Consider the following 18,821-nt stretch of genomic DNA (forward strand, 5'->3'; position numbering starts at 1 on the left):
TTTAGTGTATTGTTGTTTTTTTAATAAAAAAAGCTACTCGATTTCTATCAAGTAGCTTTATAAATTTTTGTTCAAATACGATTCTATATAGAATCAGAAAGATCCTGATCTTCAATTTCAATTTCTATGATTTCTTTTTCGGGGTCTAGATCAACGATCTCCTTTTTAAGGAGTCCCATTTCTTCTTTGAGTGCCAACAAAGCATCTGTTCCATGATGCCCCTCTAAGGCAGCATCGATTTCTTCATCAATACTTTTAGAAGTAACCGCCATTTCACCATAGGCTTCTGCCAATGCCTCGTCATTTTCAACACGCTCTTTCATTTTGTTTAGCATTTCTAATGTTTTGCCAGAATCCATTCCTGCCATCGCTTTATTAATTTTCATTCCAGCCGCCGCCGCTTTTTGGCGAGCTTCCAAGCTTTTGAGTTCGCTTTTCCATTTTGCAATTTCACGTTTTAGGCGTTGAATTTTAGCATTCATACCAGCCACCATTTTTTCATATTTCTGTTGTGTTGCTAAATGAGTTTTGTGCAGCTGAAGTTTTTGTTCTCTTTGTGCCATAGCTTCTGCTGCCAATCGTTCTGCATTTTCGGCATTGCCTGCTTTTTGAGCTTTGTGCAACAGTGCCATTGCTTTTTTCTTATAGGCTTCAGCTTCTTGAGCTGCTTGAGCCACTTCATTTTTGCTACGAATAGCGACGGCACGAACTTGGGCAAAAGATTCTAAGCTTTCTTTTAATTGAGATTCTAATTCTCGGATACCTTGTTTGGTCATTGTAATTGGCTGCTCAAATTTATCAGCTACCTCGTGCAAGTTTCCAACCAAAATATTCCAAAGACGTTTTACAAAAGACCACATAATGACATAGTTTTAGTTTATTCAAATAAAATCAACTTCCTTAAACTGTTTTTTCAGCTTGTCCAGAGATGCTTAATAAGTCATCCATATTCTCAACTAAAGCAAATGTTAGTGCATTTAAGGATGCCTCTAATTCATTTTGATCTAGGTTTTCCAATTGCAATGTATCTCTAAATGCAATGATATTAAAATCTTCGGAAGAAGTTAAGACAAAAGCCCCATGTACCAAAGAGCGGTTCATTTGCAGCAATTTTTTGTAATGCTCAGGATTATCCTCCTTTACTGGAAAGATAATTTGTTCCATTACCAAAACGTCATCTTCACAATCCAAAATCATTTCACAAATACCTCTACTTTCTTTGTTGATAATTAAGATACCTGTTTCAATCTCTTCGTGTACGATATCATATTCTAGTGTTAAGACTAGTTCTTTGACTTTTTCAAAATAACTCATGTAGATCAGATTTAAATGTTTGGAATAAATAGAGTAAGGGTTGCTTGAAAGTATGTTTACATTGTTTCTTCGGGCAATCGAATGACACGAACTTTTTCAATTTTAGTATTGCTAACTTCTTCTGCAACAAATTGATAATTTTTTAGAATTACTTTTTCTCCTTGTTCAGGAATGTCTTCTTTTGCAAAAACAATAAGACCTGATAGAGTGTGGTATTCATCGCTTTCTGGGATGTCTAATTCATATTCTTCGTTGACCGTATCTATTTCACTTCTTCCAGAGAATACAAACTCATTGTCACTAATTTTTAAATCAGGAACATCCATATCATGCTCGTCTGCAATCTCACCAAAAATCTCTTCCAAAATATCTTCTAAGGCCACAATTCCTGCTGTTCCTCCACGTTCATCAACTACCCAAGCCAAATTGAGTTTTTCCTTAATAAGGCGATTCATAACATCTTGTACAGGGGTAAATTCGTGCACCATAGGTATCTTCCACAAAATCTCTCGAATAGATTTGGGGTTATCAAACAATCGTTGATGATGGACATAGCCCTCTATATAATCAATACTTTCGTTGTAGACCAACAGTCTAGAAAGCCTAGTGCTCACAAATAATTCTTGCAATGCCTCAATACTTTCATTAATTTCAATGCCTTGTATTTCATTTCTAGGAATCATACAATCTCTTACCTTTACCGTATGAATATACAGTGCATTTTGGAAGAGTGTTGTATCAATTTCTTCGTCCTCGGTGTTGATGCTACTAATAAAGTGGTCTAAGTCCAAGCGGGTAAAAACTTGTTCGGTCGACTCTGTAGAAATTCGAAAGACCTTTTCAATTAGAGCATTCGAAGTTTTAATCATGACCCATACTAGAGGTTTTAGCAAGGTTTGAACCAAAACCAAGGGGTAAGTGAAGAAGAATAAAATCCCTGTTGGGTTGATTTGAAAGGATACTTTAGGCAAAAATTCCCCAAAAATCAAAACAATGATTGTTGTGATTAAAGTGGCTTGAATAGTACCAACAAAAGTATCACTATTAATACCAAAATGCGTGAGCAAAAAATTGCCTGCCAAAATACTGAGTACGACCAATACAATGTTGTTGCCAACGAGAGTGGTGCCTAAAAACTCAGAAGGGTTGTCCAAAAAATTGGCTAAATACCGCCCTCTTTTGTTGCCTTTTTTGCGTTCTACCTCTACTCTCAGGCGGTCGGCAGAAATAAAAGCAATTTCTATTCCCGAAAAAAATCCTGAAGAGAAAAGAAAAATAAGAATGATCAAAAATTCTAATAACATAGTATGTTATATCTATTAGTTGTCCTTGAACTATTGTTTGTTGTGTCAACTGTTTTAGATCTTCAAGGACTATTATAATCTTTTAAGTAAGTGGTCAGAAAAATAATAACCAAAATAAGGCTGTTTTAGCTGTGTAGCTATTTCGTGATGCTTGTTATTTTTTTGAACGATTACTCATTTTAAATAATTAGTAATTAATTGTATTGCTACTACGTGGTTTAAGTAGACTATTAACAAGCAATATAACAATAAAAATGATTAGTTAAATAACATTAGCGAGACTGATTTTGTTTCCTGTCTAGAAATAAAATACTATTCAAAGATTTTATACCTTTGAAATAGAAAACCAAATGGTTTTGTTTTAAGAAAAATGTTTCATTTATTCATTTTTAAACCATCTATTTGTGAAGTTGCCACTAACTGTAATCATTCCCACCTACAACGAAGAAGAGCACATTGCTGACCTATTAAAGCAGGTGACTTGGGCAGATGAGGTAATTGTGGTGGATTCGTTTAGCACGGATGCTACGGTTGAGCTAGTACAACAGACAACAGCCAAATTGGTGCAGCGAACGTACATAGGACCAGCAGATCAAAAAAATTGGGCAATTGACCAAGCGAGCCATAATTGGGTCTTAATTTTAGATGCTGACGAGCGTTTGACAACGCCTTTAATGAATGAATTGAAGGAAATTGTAACCCAACCTGTGTTGGAGCATGCTGGGTACTGGATCTATCGTCAGAATTATTTTATGGGAAAAAAAATCAAGTATTGTGGTTTGCAAAGAGATAAAGTAATTCGATTGATTCAGCGAGATTTGTGTGCTTATAATAACAAACAAGTACACGAAGAAATAGAAAGTTCTGGGAGTATTGGTTTTTTGAATCATAAGTTGGAACACCATACGTATAAAAATCTAGCGCATTTTTTAGCTAAAAACGAACGCTATGCATTGTGGTCGGCACAAGATCATTTACCAAATGTAAAACGAGTAACAAGTTGGCACCTTTTTGTCAAACCCGTTGGACGATTCTTTAGCCAATACATCTTAAAACGAGGTTTTTGGGATGGTCAGGCTGGATTTATTTTTTGTGTGATAATGGCATGGGGTGTTTTTTTGAGGTATGCTAAAATCAAGGAATTATTAGAAGAAAGACGTTAAAAGCGTAATGGATTCGTGTTTTTGTGGAAAATTTTTGACAAAAAGTGTACTTTAGTGGAAATTTTACTACGAATCAAAGACTTATAAGAGAATTTTTGAACAAAATAGATCCCAAAATAGTATTCACTATAGAATAACTTTGCACAAATCCAACCCAATTGAATTTTGTCCCAATTTTAAAATTTACAACACATGTATTACTTATCATTCCCAATAACTGCTGTTGTCAGCATCCTCTTTTGTATTTATTCTAACATTACTTTAGCACAATCAGAAACAGAAGTCTTAAAAACAGAAACTTGCTGGGCATATACTGTAGAAAATAATGTTCCTGCTACTAGTGGAAGTGTTTTAAGAAAAACAGAATACGATGATCAAGGCAAAAAGACTAAAACGACGACCTACAAGGAAGATGGTTCTATTGCCTATGAGTACTTCTTTGAATACACACTCAACGGTCGTGAGACCTATTGGAAGTTATCAGATGGAACAAAAGTTAAAAGTGAAACCGAAATTTATAACGATGATGGACATTTGCTAGAACGTATACAGTATAGTACCGATGGGAAATTGAAAGATAAACTTAAAATTGCTTACGAAAAAGGTCAAAAAAGTAGAGAAATTTACTTTAATGCTCTTAATGAAATTATCTTTGCTATAGATTATACTTATAATAAAGCACAAAATTCAATTCGTGAATCGTATACGGATTATATTGATGATGAAAACACAATTGGAGCGATTGATTTAGATGCTAATGCTCTTCCTAAAGCTTATACAGAGTATAAAACTTCAGGACCTTTGGTGCGAAGCATCATTTATGAAAGAGATGAAGATGGGCGTATTTTGACAAAGGAAACATACAATCCAGACAATGAGTTGCAGCTAAAAGAAGTATACGAATATACTGAAAATGCGACACTGTATTCTGTTTATATTAATAAAGGGAAACAATTAGCAGAACACGTTGTCTATAAATATGATTATTACCAAAATAAGTAATAGAATCAAACAACCTATTTAAACTTGGAAAACATTGACAAATGATGTATTTCCAGCCAAAAAACAATCGATCATGAAAATCCACAATTTTAGTGCAGGACCTGCGATTTTGCCTCAAGTTGTATTAAATGAAGCAGCTAAAGCTGTTGAAAATTTTGAAAATTTAGGATTGTCCATCCTTGAAGTTTCGCATCGAAGCAAGGAAATCGTAGCGGTCATGGATGAAGCGCAGCAGTTGGTAAAAGACTTGTTGCACCTAAACGATGATTATGCTGTTTTATTCTTGACAGGAGGAGCGAGTTCTCAGTTTTTTATGGTAGCTATGAACTTGTTGAATCAAGGAGAAACAGCTTGTTATGTAGATACTGGGGTTTGGTCTGCAAAGGCAATCAAAGAAGTCCCTCATTTTGGAAATGTAGATGTATTGGCTTCTTCTAAGGATGCTAATTACAATTATATCCCTAAAGATTGGTCGATTCCTTCAGGTACAAAATATGTACACATTACGAGTAACAATACGATTTACGGAACACAGTATAAGGATTTTCCTAAAGTAGACGATGCTATATTGGTAGCAGATATGTCTTCAGATATTTTTAGTCACGAATTTGATGCCACTCAATTTGGGTTGATTTATGCTGGTGCTCAAAAAAATCTTGGTCCTGCTGGGACAACTTTGGTGATTGTGAAAAAAGATATTTTGGGTAAGGTAAATCGTGAAATTCCAACCATGTTGGATTATCGCACACACATCAAAAAAGATTCTTCTTTTAATACCCCTCCAGTTTATCCAATATATGTTTGCTTGCTGACACTTAGATGGTTGCAAGGGCAAGGTGGAATCAAAGCTGTAGAAGCTAAGAATAAGCAAAAAGCGGATTTGTTATATGCCGAAATAGATCGGAATCCATTTTTTAAAGGAACAGCAGCTGTAGAGGATCGTTCTAGTATGAATGTAACCTTTGTGGCTAACAATGCTGCTCATGAAGCTGCCTTTTTAGAGTATTGTGCTGCCAATGGAGTTTCTGGCATCAAAGGACATCGTTCGGTAGGTGGCTTCCGCGCCTCTATTTATAATGCAATGCCAATTGAAAGTGTAGAATATTTGGTAGATTTGATGAAAAATTTTAAACCAGAATAATATAAATAAAGTTTATTTAAGCTAACCGATAAATAAAGTCGTGCACATCAAGCAACACGAGGATATTTTGACAGTTACTTAATTGAGTTGCTAACGTACGAAAGTATCGAGTTAGCAGCTCAATTTTTTTGTAAAGATTAGAGCATGTTGTATTCTACAAAGTATAGTGTATTCACAATTGGTATTTTACTTTTTTTAGTTGCTTGTCAATCTAAAAAAAATGAATCTTCGGAGACAAAGAAAGCAGTAAAGGTTTATTATAATGGATTTTCTATTCCAGACAGTTATCAATCGGGGTGGGAAAAGTTTTCGCACTTATTTCAAAAAGACACTAATTATGTCAATGAAGAAGGAGTGACCTTGGTTTCGCCAGAGGCTTATAAGCATTTTAAGCCTGCATCTACCTTGCCTAACAACTCAACTATGTTGATTCGGGAAGATTTAGAAGCACATTTCTTTCCCCTCAATTTGGACACAGCCAAACAATACCAATACATACATAAATATAATTGTGAGTACGAGCCACATGCCTTTCGATATGCTGATGTAGCCTATCCGAGTCCTTGTGAGTATGGTCCTAATGCCAAAACCAAAGCAAGAGCTGTTTTAATCAACAAAAGCCAAGAAGAAAAAACGGTTCGTTGTCGAATGTTTTTTCAGAACACGTCTTACTGGTTTCCAACAACGGCAGATGGTAATTTTACGCACCAAGGACACTTGCAAAATTATTATGGAGGTACCAACCTTCAAACAGTTACCTTAGCACCAGGAGAAGAGAAAGAAGTTTACTTGGAATATATTATAGGACAAGATCCTAAGGGAACGGAAAAGGTTGCCAAGCGATTTTATGGTCCCGCCCGTCCAGGTGCTTATGAATTCATGCTTTGGGTTTCTGAAGAAGAGAACGATCCCTTGGTGCAAGAAAGGGTAGATTATGCAAGCATCAATCCTTTTGCTTATTTTCAAACAAAACGTCTCAAAGGAGATATTTCTGTATTGAACAAAGTTGCACACATTGCATCCACGCACTTTAAGTTTGTCACGTTGATGGAAACATTTGATGGGGATAATATTTATACACCAGGAACACTTTACATATTAAGTGATCGAGATGAAAAACCACTTTGTGATACTTGTACAGGGTATTTTAGAGATGTAATTGCTAACGAGTGGGAACCCGATGATTACTTCAAAGGGCATATTAGCAAAGCACCTTGGATCAAGGCAGCTTATGGCAACCGAAAAGAAAATGTTCGTATTGATGAGAATGGCATTTACTTAAGGTGCCCTGGTTCTACCCCCGAACACAAGCACAAAACATGGGGAGAGGTGAAATTTGGTCCTAGCTTTATGTATGGAACAGTTAAGGTGGTGGCAAAGTTTTCTCAATTAAGAAACAAGGAAACACACACACCAACTGGAATTGTGCACAATTTGTGGTTGTACCAATTTAGACATCCTTCCGCAGATCCTATTCCTGGGCATCCTTATGCTTATATGGTCAACGATAAGGGAAAACAACCTTATGAAATTGATATTGAAATTTGGTCTAAAATTTATGATGAAAACTGGGGCGGAGGTTCTGCAATCAACTATTCTATTGTCGATTATATGAGAGATGCGGACGTTCTAGTAAAACCAGGAGAGAAAAAGACATTGGATGGTGTACTTCATGTAGATCGACTAAACAATAGACAATTAAACTATCCAGGAGAAAAACTCTTGCGCCAAGATTTCTTTGAGCAATATCATTTGTATGAAATGATTTGGACGCCTCATAATGTAAGTTACCGAGTGGACGGAAAGGAAGTAGCTAAAATAGATTGGAGAATGGCTAAAATCCCAGACGAGTACTGCTTCTTGTGGATTGGTAGTCCTATCTATCAAGATGGTACCTATTATGCACAAAATGGCATCCCATTTTTACCAGACGATAGATTTACGCACATCCGATATATTTCCATTGAATAATAAAAGGAACAGCATAACTAATAATTGAAAAAAGCTAATAAGGTAAATTTTGATCCGTAATGATTTTTACCTATAGCAATGAGCATATAGAGCGATTGTGTTTAGCCCTTTTATCAAAAGGGCTAAATTATATCAACCAATAGATGTATTAAATTTCTTGATTGTTTGCCTTGTCGATTTGCGCTTGTTTTAGAATTTTTCTAACAGGAGCCATTATATATTTGTAATAACCCCAAGCAGTAGCTGTTAACCCAATCATAGCTACTAACAAGAGACTATAAGGGATTAGTATAGCCTGCGCTGGTAAGGATAGATAGAAAGACGAAAAGATAATCGTAACAATAGCTCCCATGATTGTTGATACAGCGCTCATAGTCAATAAAGGGCGAATCCATGTTGGGCGTTTAGCCGAAAAACATTGACGCAATAAAATATGATACAAATAGTGACTAGGATCTAAACGAACCAATTGAGTTGCTAAATTTTGAGCTGTTTCTGTTTCTTCTAATTTTAAATGAGAGTAGGTTTTCTTATGCAAAACAGTCATGTAAACATCTTCACCATCAATGTAACGCACGTTGTGGATGATTGACTGTTCTAAGATATAATTAGACATTGCGATATGCGTGTCGTATTCTTGAGTTTCAAAGAGGGCATTGGCATAGTAGTAAGACATAATTAGCCCTTCATCAAACGGAAGATCACTAATGTCTTGATCATACTGCTCGTAAAAACGAATAAGATAGTAGTAGTCAGAGTAAGGAATTGATCTGAAATCCCTAAAAATTCTAGACTGTTCTGAATATTTTATGCTCATTTGTTGAAAGAAAACGAAAAGGGTCTGTCAATAAATTATATCTTTGTTAAATATTGAATATGATTGAGTAAGCCATCAAAAATTCTATGATGAAATTACTAAATAAAACGCAATTTTATATGTTTTGGTTGGCTCTTTCTAAGTATTAGTCCCCAAAATTTTACAAAAAAACTATTTTTATTAGGTTTAAGCCCAATAAATAAGAAGTTTGAACCTCATTTCCATGTCGCTTTATGTGCCCTAAAATACTCCCAAAGCCGTATGAATTTTTCAGATGATCGTTGGATCGGGAGCAAATCAACGCCTTCTTTTTCTAATAACCTCCATTGTGATGCTAATAGACCAGGGTGAGCCAAACCTTCTAACTCGATGGGTTCATAAGTTTGCGTAGAATCAATTGGATAGCAACCTTTCTTGCCAACACGAGGGCGACTATGGTTCAACCAACCATTAAAATCACTTTGAAAACCAATTGCATAATTCACTTTTTCAGATTCACTTAAATCTGCAAAAGAAATGCTGCTATCGCCAACAATAACTCCAACATTAGATTCAATATATTGTTGCAATTCTTGGTACATAAATTTATACGAATCGACAGAACCTGCACAATGACAACCAGCATTGTTTAAACTATCTTCTTTATGTTGATAATAAGAATCAGCTTTGAACAATTGCATTTCTACCCCACTGATAGGCAGTGCTACAAGTCCATTTAATCGATAGATGTCCAAAATTTCGGATCCACTAATTGCACGAGCTGTATTTTGAATAGCTTTGAAACAATCGTGCGTAGAAATAGGAGGAATGCGTTCTTGTTTCATAAAAGCTAAGGCATCTTTTCTCGTTTGCTGCTCCATGTGCGTCAAATCGGTCATAATACCCGCTTGAGCCAACCATTTGATAGCTTGTTTCCCTTTGTCTTTTAGTCTTCGCTTTTTCTTTGCTTTAAAGGCACCTTTTAAATTAAGTAAGGTTGTAAAAAATCCAGGTCGTATAGCGGCACTGCCATACTCAGAATCTACTAAATGCATCAATGTGATAAAGGCAACACCTTGCTTGGCCCAGAATTGGGCATCCTCCAAATTGTTGATGAGTCGTTTAGCGCCTTCTATAGAGTGTATGATAATCGTTTTATTTGTATTGTGATAATAATGTCTAACCTCTTCAGGGCTTTTCGCGACTACAAAATCTTCAGCATGGGTTTGAGCAAATTGGTTGATATAGTTTAACTGTTTAAGGATAATTTTACGAGCTTTTTTACGACTCTTGACCCATTCGGAAGTCAACGATCCTGCAATAATAATTCGCGCACCTTGATTTTGACGCCAATAATTGGCGTAATTAACATTTTTGAATTGATGTAGATGCGTTAGGTGAGGAGGCGCATTATCATCAAAAAATTCGAATCCATCGCCAAAAAAGCTATAGGGGACGTGCATCGTTGGGTGCATTTGCATGTCCATATAAGCACGTATTGGAGCAGTAGAGTCTGTTTGACTAAAAGAAGTCGAAGAAAAGAAAATGGTAAAAATTGTTGCTAGTAAAAGCATATGATTGGTTTATTGTTAAACGTAAAAAGATCAACCATTAGGGGTTGATCTTTTAATATTATGAAGATTAGTCTTAAGACTAATTTTTAGCAAATTTGAGACTTAAATGTTTTTCTAAAAAGTCTTCCATTCTACTATAAAACTCAAAACGATTTTCTTGATTATGGAAACCATGTCCTTCGTTTTCTTTTAATATATACTCTACAGCAACGCCTTTTTCTTTTAGGGCAGCAACCATTTGATCGGATTCATCTTGGTTGACTCTAGGATCTTTTGCACCTTGAGCAATTAGTAGTGGTGCTTTGATATTGTCAACATGAAAAACAGGAGACGTTGCTCTCAAGCGAGCACTATCAACTGGATTGTTAGGATCTCCAACCATTTCATGGAGCATTTTTAGATAAATTTCCCAGTAAGGAGGAATCGTTTCCATAAATGTAAATAAGTTGGAAACGCCGACATAGTCAATGGCACAAGCATACAAGTCAGGTGTAAAGGTAATGCCCGCCAATGTACAATAACCTCCGTAACTACCTCCATAAATAGCTACTCTAGAAGGATCGGCAATACCTTGTTGGATCAACCATTGTACACCATCTGTTACATCATCTTGCATTTTTAAACCCCATTGCTGAAAAGAAGCTTCCCAAAAAGCACGACCATAGCCTGTACTCCCTCTAAAATTCATCTGCAAAACAGCGTATCCTCTATTGGCTAAAAACTGAACTTCTGGATTAAATGTCCAGGCATCTCTAGCCCAAGGACCACCATGAGGATTAACAATAACTGGTAAGTTCTTTGCAGGGACACCTTTAGGCAGCGTTAAATAACCGTGAATGGTTAAGCCATCTCTTGATTGGTATTGGATGGGCTTCATTTCTGCCAAATCATCTTCTTTGAGCCAACTACTGACATCAATAATTTTTTCGAGCTTGTCGCTTGTTTTATCATAAAAATAATAAGCCCCTAAAGAACGATCACTATAGGTCCGAATGACAAATTTGTCTTCTGTTTTATTCGTACTAGTGATCACAACCTCATATTCTCCCAAATCTTGCTCCAAACGTTTGTACAAATCTTCGACTTGTTGGTCGACAAATTTGTGTTGGCGTTTCCACGTAACATAAGAAATGGTCGTAGGCACTTTTCGTTCACGAGAATAAGACATATAAGAAACATCAACTTCAGGATGTTCAAAAATCAATTCTAATTCTTCCCCTGTAGCGATGTTCATTTTCACAACAGCAGTTTTGTCTCTGCCTCTATTAGACAGGGCATAGACTGTTTCACTGTTATCAAAATCAAAGTACATTGGATAAACTGTTTCTTTGAAATTTGTAGTGAGAATAGTCTTAAAGGTATCTTCTTCTGTTTGTCGATACAAAACAGAGGTGTTGACACCGTCGGTTGCAATCGCAATACGCAATTGACCATTGTGATCCGTAATCCAACTAGAAATATTGCCTGGATTTTCTGCCAAAGCAGTTAATTCACCCGTACTAATATTAATTCTATATGGATCAAAAACTTGAGGAATGCGTTTGTTCATTCCTATAATCATATGCTCTGAGTCATTTTCCAAAGCATCAATAATATCGACTCGGACATTTTCAAATGGAGTCAAATCTTTTTTGTCTTTCCCATCTTTGGTGACAGAAAACAAATGATAATTCTCATCACCACCAAAATCACGAACATAAATCAACCGTTCGTCATTCGCCCAGAAAAAACCTGATAAATCTCGATCGGTTACCTTGGTAATTTGGTGGGCACTTTTATCTCCAATTTTTTGAACAAAGATATTCTTGCGGTCTTTGTATGGTGCCAAAAAAGCAAAGTATTCTCCATTGGGAGAAAGTGTATAAGCTGTTTTTTCTGGATTTTTGAAAAAATCCTCCAAAGGTATAGTGGGTGTCATATTACTATTATTATTAGTTGGTTCTGTTGGAAAACAAGCATTTAAATAGCATAGTGTTCCTATAAGTAATATAAATTTACAAAAATAATTGATGGCTTTCCAATTCATAGCTAGCTGAATTTTTCTTTAGAAGAGTGGGACAAGACTAAAGTCACGCAAGCTGCTATTGTCGTAATTTTTTTCATTGCTCTGAACCACTGTTTAACATATTTTTCTTTGTTAAACCCAAAATAAAAATACAAAAATTAAAAGAAGACTCTTTTAGACTAAATCAAGACGCATTTCGATGAACAAAGCTTCTGTTCTTGTTGTCTTATAGGTCTAGGCAATTAACATAATTTTCTTTTTTTTGTTGTAAAAATAAAAATAAGGAGAGAGGGAAGGAGATAAGCAGCATTAGAACATCGTACAAGTTGCGTGTATTTATAAGTTTGTCACAATTTTATGAATTAATTCTTGTAATTTTGAACTATCTTTGCCCCTTGTTATGTTCTATGAGAATATAAGAATGACAATACAATTTTTATTTATTTATATAACGAGTTTATCTATTGGTTGTTAGAGAATAAATAGCTAAGAGATAAACCATAACCACAACTGTTTTTAAAATGGCATTTAGTGAAACAGAAATGGCAGCAATGCACCAAAAAATAGATGGTATTATTGCTGCGGGAACACTTGGAGATCGTCAACTAAACGACCAAGATGTTGCAAGATTAGAAAATTTGAGAGGATTGTTAGATTTAAAAATTAATCCTTATCCAGCAGAGAAGTTTGATGTAACCCACTATGCCAAGGACATAAAACAGAACTTTGAGGACGAAAATGAAGCAGCATTTGCAGAAGTATCTTTGGCAGGTCGTATTATGGCCAAAAGAGGAAAAGGTGCCGTGTTGTTTGCAGAAATACAAGATTCTACAGGACGTATCCAATTGTTTATCAAAAGAGATGCTCTATGTCCTGATGAGGACAAAGATTTTTATAATCTTGCTGTAAAAAAACTATTGGACTTAGGAGATTATGTAGGCGTCAAAGGATCTATTTTTAAGACTAAAATGGGAGAAATTTCTGTTCGTGTGAACGAGTTTGTTTTCTTAAGCAAGTCGTTGCGACCATTGCCTATTGTCAAAAGAGATGAGAATGGGAATGTTTTTGATGGATTTACCAACCCAGAATTGCGTTATCGTCAACGTTATGTGGATTTGACGGTTAATCCAGAAGTCAAAGATGTTTTTGTAAAGCGTTCGTTGTTGCTAAAAACAATGCGCAATTTCTTTGACAACAAAGGTTGGATGGAAGTAGAAACGCCAATTTTGCAGCCAATTCACGGTGGGGCTGCTGCTCGTCCATTCGAAACACACCACAATACCTTAGATATGCCTTTGTATATGCGTATTGCTAATGAACTGTATCTAAAAAGATTGATTGTTGGTGGTTTTGAAGGTGTCTATGAAATTGGAAAAATGTTCCGCAATGAGGGCATGGATAGAACACATAATCCAGAGTTTACTTGTATGGAGGTGTATGTTTCTTACAAAGATTATATCTGGATGATGAAAATGGTAGAGGATTTGCTAGAGGAAATTGCAATGAAACTACACGGTCAAACAACCGTTTCGGTAGGAGAGAACACCATAGATTTCAAAGGACCTTATCAAAAGTTGACAATGTTTGAGTCGATTGAGAAATATACGGGTATTGATGTTTCTCAAATGGATGAGGCTGGCTTGCGTCAAGTTTGTCAAGATTTGCACATTGAGGTAGATCCAACAATGGGGAAAGGAAAATTAATTGATGAGATTTTTGGTGAAAAGGTAGAAGCGAATTTAATTCAGCCAACCTACATTACAGATTATCCTATTGAAATGACTCCTTTGGCTAAAAAACATCGCAGCAAAGAAGGTTTGGTAGAGCGCTTTGAGTTGTTTATCAACGGAAAAGAAGTTGCCAATGCTTATTCGGAGTTGAACGATCCTATTGATCAAAGAGAGCGCTTTGTTGACCAGCTGGCATTGGCTGAACGTGGTGATGACGAAGCGATGGTTATTGATGAAGATTTCTTGAGAGCTCTAGAATATGGTATGCCTCCAACATCTGGATTGGGAATTGGCATTGATCGTTTGGTAATGATGATGACCAATAATAGTTCTATCCAAGAAGTTTTGTTCTTCCCTCAAATGAAAGCAGAAGTTACACAAGCTAATGCTGAAGTAGAAGAATAATTCTAAATAGAAGAATAAAAAAAAGTCGCCTTAAACACTTGCTTTAAGGCGACTTTCTTATTGGAGGCATATGCTATTCTAAAATTTGAATAACAACCGTACAATAATAGAACGATTGATCGCATAACTGATATTTTGACGAATGGGCTTTTCTACAATGGTTAAAATAGAACGAGACCAGCGCACATTAAGCCCCAAGTTTCTTGTAAAAAAGATATTGGCGTCTAACATAAACATAAGGTCATTGGCTAAAAAATTAGCATAACCAGGCTGCCCTTCTTCCAATTTGTTACCGTATTGCCGAATGGTAGCATTGACTAAGCGACTATAAGAAAAACCACCGCCAACCATGATTCGCATAAATTTGCGGTTGTTTTTGGCTAGAGCTTCCCAGTCTTTATAATAAAACAGAACAGGTACTTCTATATAATCCAAGTGATACATTTTGTCAATCCCTTTGACGTAACTGCCTTTTTGAGAAAAAAGAATTTCTGTACAAAGTTCCATACGATCCCCGAAGCGTACGCCCCCTCTAGCACCACCATTAAAACCGACTTTACTATAAGCGGCATCCTCGTCTCCATCTATTTGTGAGAAATTGACTCCAGCTACAATAGAAGCTGTAAAACGGCCTTCTTCTTCTTTGGTTTGAGCGGATAAGTTATGAACAAAGCTGCCTAGTAGCAGAATAATAATTATTGATAATTTCATTGGGAATTTGCTTTTTTGAAAAAAATATAACATTTTGGCATGTTCTCAGTACACACAAAGTAAACTAAGTGAATGTGATTTTTTTTATTGTTTTAGATTAACATTAATAGTAGTTCGCTACGCTCATGACCTTGGGCTTTTGCGCTATTAGCATAAGCCTACTCGGCAAGCTTAGTTTTTTACTTTTTATTAAAAAGATAAAAAAGCACATTTATATTAGTTTGAAAATGTACAAGTTTTTGATTATCAACTAAAAAGTGCTCATGAAGTGCCACGAAGTAGCAGCGCAGCTAAACTGATAAAGTTTTTCAACGACGACGAAGTAGCAGTGCAGCTAACTATTAGATTAAACAAAACTTCAAAAGAAAAGATGGCTAAAAGTAAACTCAAATATACTTCTACTAATTTAAAAAAGCTAGAAAACTTATTTAAAGAAATAGGTTATAAGATTATTTACGAAAAAGGACACTTTAATTCGGGGTATTGTATTGTAAACGAACGTAAAACAATTGTGATTAATAAATTTTACAAGACAGATACCCGAATTACATGCTTGCTCTCTATTTTAAACGAAATAGAAGTCATTACTGAGGGTTTAGAGCAAGAAACTTTAACGTTTTATCAAGATTTGATATTTGAATAAACTAACAATAATAATTATTAAGCGTTCTTTCTACGTCTCAGTTCCTTATTAATCATACCCAATTCTCGACTAACTTCACCATCGACAGAGGAATTTTCTTGTGCTCGACGGATAAGATAAGGAATCACATCTTTAACAGGACCAAAAGGAATATATTTAGCGACATTATACCCTGCTTTGGCTAAGTTAAACGTCAAATTATCACTCATACCATATAATTGACAAAAATTAAAATGAGTATGTTTTTTAGAAATATTCATTTTCTCCATGAGCTCTAGTTGGTATTGAGTGCTGTATTCGTTATGAGAAGCCACACAAGAGGCAATTTGTTGGTAGTTCTCTACACAAAATTTAACAGCAGCATTATAATCTGTATCTGTCGCCGCTTTATTAGGCTGAATAGGAGAAGGGTACCCTTTGTCGGAAGCACGTTGACGTTCTTTTTCCATATAAGCCCCACGGACTAGCTTGGCTCCCAAAATATACCCCTTTTCTTGGGCCAGCGCAAAAGATTTTTTTAGAAAAGCTAGTCGATCATGGCGATACATCTGAAACGTATTGTAAATCGTTACATACTTTTTGTTATAACGCTCCATCATGATATCAGTCATGTCATCAATAGCATCTTGAATCCAACTTTCTTCCGCATCAATAAATAAGGCCACTTTATTGTCGTAAGCTTCTTTGCAAATCTTATCCAAGCGATCCAGTGCTTTTTGATATTGAGCAGTTTCTTTTTCGGAAAGTGTTTTTTGAGCGGTCATTTTTTCTAATAACTCATTTTGAGCCAATCCAGTTACTTTGCAACTAATAACAGGCACGGTATCTTGTTGGGCAGCAAAACGAATTGATTTGACTGATTCTTCAACGGTAAGATCAAAAGCGGCATCATCTTCTTTCCCTTCTGCTCCATAGTCCAAGATAGAAGCAACTTGGTATACACCTAGTTCCTGAATACTTTTTCTACATTCGTCTAAGGTAGCACCACCACAGAATTGTTTAAAAATAGTTTTCTTTATAATTCCTTTGATAGGCATTCTTAGTTTTAAAGCCAATAAGGTCATATTACTACCAATATTTACCAAAAAATTGTTGTTCATCATTTTAAACAACCAAGCCGTTTGTTTTAACTCTTTATTGGATTTACGCTCAAAAGCGATAGCTGTATCCGAAAAATCAACTTTAGCCATAATAGTAGACGTTCTTGTTTATAGTTATTTCTTGTTTAGAAAAGAGACTAATTGTGTACTAAAAAATCGTTTGTGTGTTACGTATGAATAAGATGCTCACCATTGTTCCAAATATCCCAAGCTCGATCTGCTTGTAAGTGTAGCATCTCTAAACCATTGAGGATTGTTGCACCTTGCGCAGCTCCTTTTTTGAGAAACAATGTTTGTTCAGGATTATAAACCAAATCAAACAAAATATGTTGCTGTCCAAGAGCCATATAAGGCAACAGAGGACAGGTTTCTACTTTGGGAGCCATACCTAATGGTGTGGTATTAATGATGATTAAATGTTGTTGTAATAATTCGGGGGAAAGGATCTCATAGCGCAAAGCATTTTCTTTAGCTCTAGAGACATACTGATAAGAAATATTCATTTGTTGAAGGGCATAGGCAACAGCTTTAGAAGCACCTCCTGTACCTAAAATCAATGCTTTTGAAGTAGCCTGTTGAATGGTTAAGTTTCGCTCTAAAGAAGTCTGGAAACCATAGACATCTGTATTGTGCCCAATAAGCTTGTTATCAATAAACTGAATTGTATTTACAGCGCCTACTTGAGATGCTTGAGGGCTCAATTGATCCAAAAAAGGAATGACAGCTTGTTTGTAAGGAATCGTCACATTTAAACCCGACAAATTAGACTCTCGTTGCAATAATTTAGGAAAATCTTTTATCGTAGCAAGAGGGAACAATTCATACGTACAGTCAATAATTGCTGCTTGCTTGAATTTATGAGCAAAATAAGCAGGAGAAAAAGAGTGTTGAAGATGCCGACCAATAAGCCCAAATTTTTTCATATTATTCTTCTTTTAAACGTTTGCCCAAGCGTTCTAAGACAAAAACAATGGAAAAACCAATAGCAGAAAGAATAAGACAATAAACAAGGTAGGATTCTCCAGCATAGTTGTTTGGTGATACATTTTCCATCAACCAAGGAACTTCCTCGCCGTGGCTGTTCATTCTTGTTTTTACAACATTTTGCCAAGGCCAAACTTTATTTAGAGAACCAACCATAAAACCAGATAAAACTGCTAATGTGGTGTTTTCATAGTTTTTGAATGTCCAAGAAAGTAAGTGAGAGAATAACAACAACCCAATGATACACCCCATCATAAAAATCAGTAAGAAAACAATATTCATTTCTGTGGCGGCATTCAAAACGTGCTTGTACATTCCCATCAAAAGCAAAATAAAACTTCCCGAAATACCTGGCAGAATCATTGCCGAAATCGCAATAGCTCCAGCTAGAAAAACCATCCAATAAGCTGTCGGAGCTTCAGAAGGAGCTAGTATGGTAATGGTATAGGCAATGACCCCTCCAATAAGTACACCTAAGATAGCAGAGATATTCCATTGTGAGACTTGACGGAAAATGTAAATACTAGAAGCGATGATTAAACCAAAGAAAAATGCCCAAAGGAGTTGTGGGTAATATTCTAAGCACATTTTTAACATCTTAGACAAAGAAAATAAACTAACTATAATGCCTGCAAAAAGTGCTGCTAAAAAATTGCCATCAATGTGCTTCCATGCCGCAGGAATTCCTTTTTTAAATAGTAATGTTAGGGCAGTAGGATTAATCGACTTAATGGCATTCAACAAACGCTCATAAATGCCTGTTATAAAAGCAATAGTTCCTCCAGAAACGCCTGGAACTACGTCCGCTGCTCCCATGGCAAGACCTCTAAAAAAAATAAATACATACTCTATGAAATTAATAGGTGCTTCCGTTGAAGGTTGATCTAATAGAGGTTCTTTGTTATCCATTATTGACTTATTTTCGTATAAATTGAAATTCTTTTAAGAATATTTGAGGTACATCATTTTAATAATGGA

The 18,821-nt window shown here is 35.7% G+C and carries 16 protein-coding genes; 6 read left to right on the forward strand and 10 right to left on the reverse strand.

All coding sequences use genetic code 11. From position 1 onward, the window contains the following. Window positions 1–83: 83 nt before the first annotated feature. From CG11_RS13010 to CG11_RS13020, 3 genes are read right to left on the reverse strand one after another with little or no spacing between them, the layout of a single operon-like run. Window positions 84–860, reverse strand: a complete 777-nt coding sequence (locus CG11_RS13010) for a PspA/IM30 family protein (RefSeq protein ID WP_052596853.1) — start codon at window positions 858–860, stop codon at window positions 84–86. Between the two features lie 40 nt (window positions 861–900). Further along, the gene (locus CG11_RS13015) at window positions 901–1,314 is read right to left on the reverse strand and encodes a YbjN domain-containing protein (RefSeq protein WP_052596854.1); all 414 of its coding nucleotides are present in this window, start codon (window positions 1,312–1,314) and stop codon (window positions 901–903) included. Window positions 1,315–1,370: 56 nt separating this feature from the next. Then, complete coding sequence (locus CG11_RS13020; RefSeq protein ID WP_052596855.1) at window positions 1,371–2,618, reverse strand: hemolysin family protein; 1,248 nt, start codon at window positions 2,616–2,618, stop codon at window positions 1,371–1,373. Between the two features lie 404 nt (window positions 2,619–3,022). Here CG11_RS13020 and CG11_RS13025 point away from each other — a divergent pair, with 404 nt between their 5' ends. From CG11_RS13025 to CG11_RS13040, 4 genes are all read left to right on the forward strand, one after another. Beyond that, window positions 3,023–3,781: a glycosyltransferase family 2 protein gene (locus CG11_RS13025; protein ID WP_231512796.1), complete on the forward strand. Its 759-nt coding sequence runs from the start codon at window positions 3,023–3,025 to the stop codon at window positions 3,779–3,781. 192 nt (window positions 3,782–3,973) lie between these two features. Further along, on the forward strand, window positions 3,974–4,783 hold the full coding sequence (locus CG11_RS13030) for a hypothetical protein (protein ID WP_052596857.1): 810 nt from the start codon (window positions 3,974–3,976) through the stop codon (window positions 4,781–4,783). Between the two features lie 73 nt (window positions 4,784–4,856). Continuing rightward, window positions 4,857–5,924: a 3-phosphoserine/phosphohydroxythreonine transaminase gene (serC, locus tag CG11_RS13035; RefSeq protein ID WP_052597064.1), complete on the forward strand. Its 1,068-nt coding sequence runs from the start codon at window positions 4,857–4,859 to the stop codon at window positions 5,922–5,924. A 144-nt stretch (window positions 5,925–6,068) separates the two neighbouring features. Beyond that, a complete protein-coding gene (locus CG11_RS13040; protein ID WP_052596859.1) occupies window positions 6,069–7,895 on the forward strand; it encodes a family 16 glycosylhydrolase in 1,827 nt (608 codons plus the stop codon). Window positions 7,896–8,043: 148 nt separating this feature from the next. On the opposite strand, the gene CG11_RS13045 is transcribed toward CG11_RS13040, so the two are convergent. From CG11_RS13045 to CG11_RS13055, 3 genes are all read right to left on the reverse strand, one after another. Then, window positions 8,044–8,712 carry a hypothetical protein gene (locus CG11_RS13045; RefSeq protein ID WP_052596861.1) on the reverse strand — a complete coding sequence of 223 codons (669 nt, stop codon included), beginning with the start codon at window positions 8,710–8,712 and terminating at the stop codon, window positions 8,044–8,046. 215 nt (window positions 8,713–8,927) lie between these two features. Beyond that, on the reverse strand, window positions 8,928–10,265 hold the full coding sequence (locus CG11_RS13050) for a membrane dipeptidase (RefSeq protein ID WP_052596863.1): 1,338 nt from the start codon (window positions 10,263–10,265) through the stop codon (window positions 8,928–8,930). A gap of 79 nt (window positions 10,266–10,344) precedes the next feature. Further along, window positions 10,345–12,183: a S9 family peptidase gene (locus tag CG11_RS13055; RefSeq protein WP_052597066.1), complete on the reverse strand. Its 1,839-nt coding sequence runs from the start codon at window positions 12,181–12,183 to the stop codon at window positions 10,345–10,347. Between the two features lie 638 nt (window positions 12,184–12,821). Here CG11_RS13055 and lysS point away from each other — a divergent pair. Beyond that, window positions 12,822–14,405 carry a lysine--tRNA ligase gene (gene lysS, locus CG11_RS13060; protein WP_368667159.1) on the forward strand — a complete coding sequence of 528 codons (1,584 nt, stop codon included), beginning with the start codon at window positions 12,822–12,824 and terminating at the stop codon, window positions 14,403–14,405. 78 nt (window positions 14,406–14,483) lie between these two features. On the opposite strand, the gene CG11_RS13065 is transcribed toward lysS, so the two are convergent. Continuing rightward, on the reverse strand, window positions 14,484–15,116 hold the full coding sequence (locus tag CG11_RS13065) for an outer membrane beta-barrel protein (protein ID WP_052596865.1): 633 nt from the start codon (window positions 15,114–15,116) through the stop codon (window positions 14,484–14,486). Window positions 15,117–15,486: 370 nt separating this feature from the next. Here CG11_RS13065 and CG11_RS13070 point away from each other — a divergent pair, with 370 nt between their 5' ends. Continuing rightward, on the forward strand, window positions 15,487–15,759 hold the full coding sequence (locus CG11_RS13070; protein ID WP_052596867.1) for a hypothetical protein: 273 nt from the start codon (window positions 15,487–15,489) through the stop codon (window positions 15,757–15,759). Between the two features lie 17 nt (window positions 15,760–15,776). Here the strand turns inward: CG11_RS13070 and CG11_RS13075 are convergent, their stop codons facing one another. From CG11_RS13075 to CG11_RS13085, 3 genes are all read right to left on the reverse strand, one after another. After that, on the reverse strand, window positions 15,777–16,949 hold the full coding sequence (locus CG11_RS13075; protein WP_052596869.1) for a proline dehydrogenase family protein: 1,173 nt from the start codon (window positions 16,947–16,949) through the stop codon (window positions 15,777–15,779). 77 nt (window positions 16,950–17,026) lie between these two features. Continuing rightward, on the reverse strand, window positions 17,027–17,782 hold the full coding sequence (locus CG11_RS13080; RefSeq protein ID WP_052596870.1) for a shikimate dehydrogenase: 756 nt from the start codon (window positions 17,780–17,782) through the stop codon (window positions 17,027–17,029). Between the two features lies 1 nt (window position 17,783). After that, window positions 17,784–18,752, reverse strand: coding sequence for a DUF368 domain-containing protein (locus tag CG11_RS13085; RefSeq protein ID WP_052596872.1), 969 nt, complete (start codon window positions 18,750–18,752; stop codon window positions 17,784–17,786). Between the last annotated feature and the right edge of the window lie 69 nt (window positions 18,753–18,821).

It is taken from the genome of Aureispira sp. CCB-QB1 (genome assembly GCF_000724545.1).
Lineage (GTDB): Bacteria > Bacteroidota > Bacteroidia > Chitinophagales > Saprospiraceae > Aureispira.

Coding starts and splice junctions, on each gene's coding strand:
- CG11_RS13010 (WP_052596853.1), bottom strand. CDS start 860: ATGTGGTCTTTTGTAAAACGTCTTTGGAATATTTTGGTTGGAAACTTG.
- CG11_RS13015 (WP_052596854.1), bottom strand. CDS start 1,314: ATGAGTTATTTTGAAAAAGTCAAAGAACTAGTCTTAACACTAGAATAT.
- CG11_RS13020 (WP_052596855.1), bottom strand. CDS start 2,618: ATGTTATTAGAATTTTTGATCATTCTTATTTTTCTTTTCTCTTCAGGA.
- CG11_RS13030 (WP_052596857.1), top strand. CDS start 3,974: ATGTATTACTTATCATTCCCAATAACTGCTGTTGTCAGCATCCTCTTT.
- serC (WP_052597064.1), top strand. CDS start 4,857: ATGAAAATCCACAATTTTAGTGCAGGACCTGCGATTTTGCCTCAAGTT.
- CG11_RS13040 (WP_052596859.1), top strand. CDS start 6,069: ATGTTGTATTCTACAAAGTATAGTGTATTCACAATTGGTATTTTACTT.
- CG11_RS13045 (WP_052596861.1), bottom strand. CDS start 8,712: ATGAGCATAAAATATTCAGAACAGTCTAGAATTTTTAGGGATTTCAGA.
- CG11_RS13050 (WP_052596863.1), bottom strand. CDS start 10,265: ATGCTTTTACTAGCAACAATTTTTACCATTTTCTTTTCTTCGACTTCT.
- CG11_RS13055 (WP_052597066.1), bottom strand. CDS start 12,183: ATGACACCCACTATACCTTTGGAGGATTTTTTCAAAAATCCAGAAAAA.
- lysS (WP_368667159.1), top strand. CDS start 12,822: ATGCACCAAAAAATAGATGGTATTATTGCTGCGGGAACACTTGGAGAT.
- CG11_RS13065 (WP_052596865.1), bottom strand. CDS start 15,116: ATGAAATTATCAATAATTATTATTCTGCTACTAGGCAGCTTTGTTCAT.
- CG11_RS13070 (WP_052596867.1), top strand. CDS start 15,487: ATGGCTAAAAGTAAACTCAAATATACTTCTACTAATTTAAAAAAGCTA.
- CG11_RS13075 (WP_052596869.1), bottom strand. CDS start 16,949: ATGGCTAAAGTTGATTTTTCGGATACAGCTATCGCTTTTGAGCGTAAA.
- CG11_RS13080 (WP_052596870.1), bottom strand. CDS start 17,782: ATGAAAAAATTTGGGCTTATTGGTCGGCATCTTCAACACTCTTTTTCT.
- CG11_RS13085 (WP_052596872.1), bottom strand. CDS start 18,752: ATGGATAACAAAGAACCTCTATTAGATCAACCTTCAACGGAAGCACCT.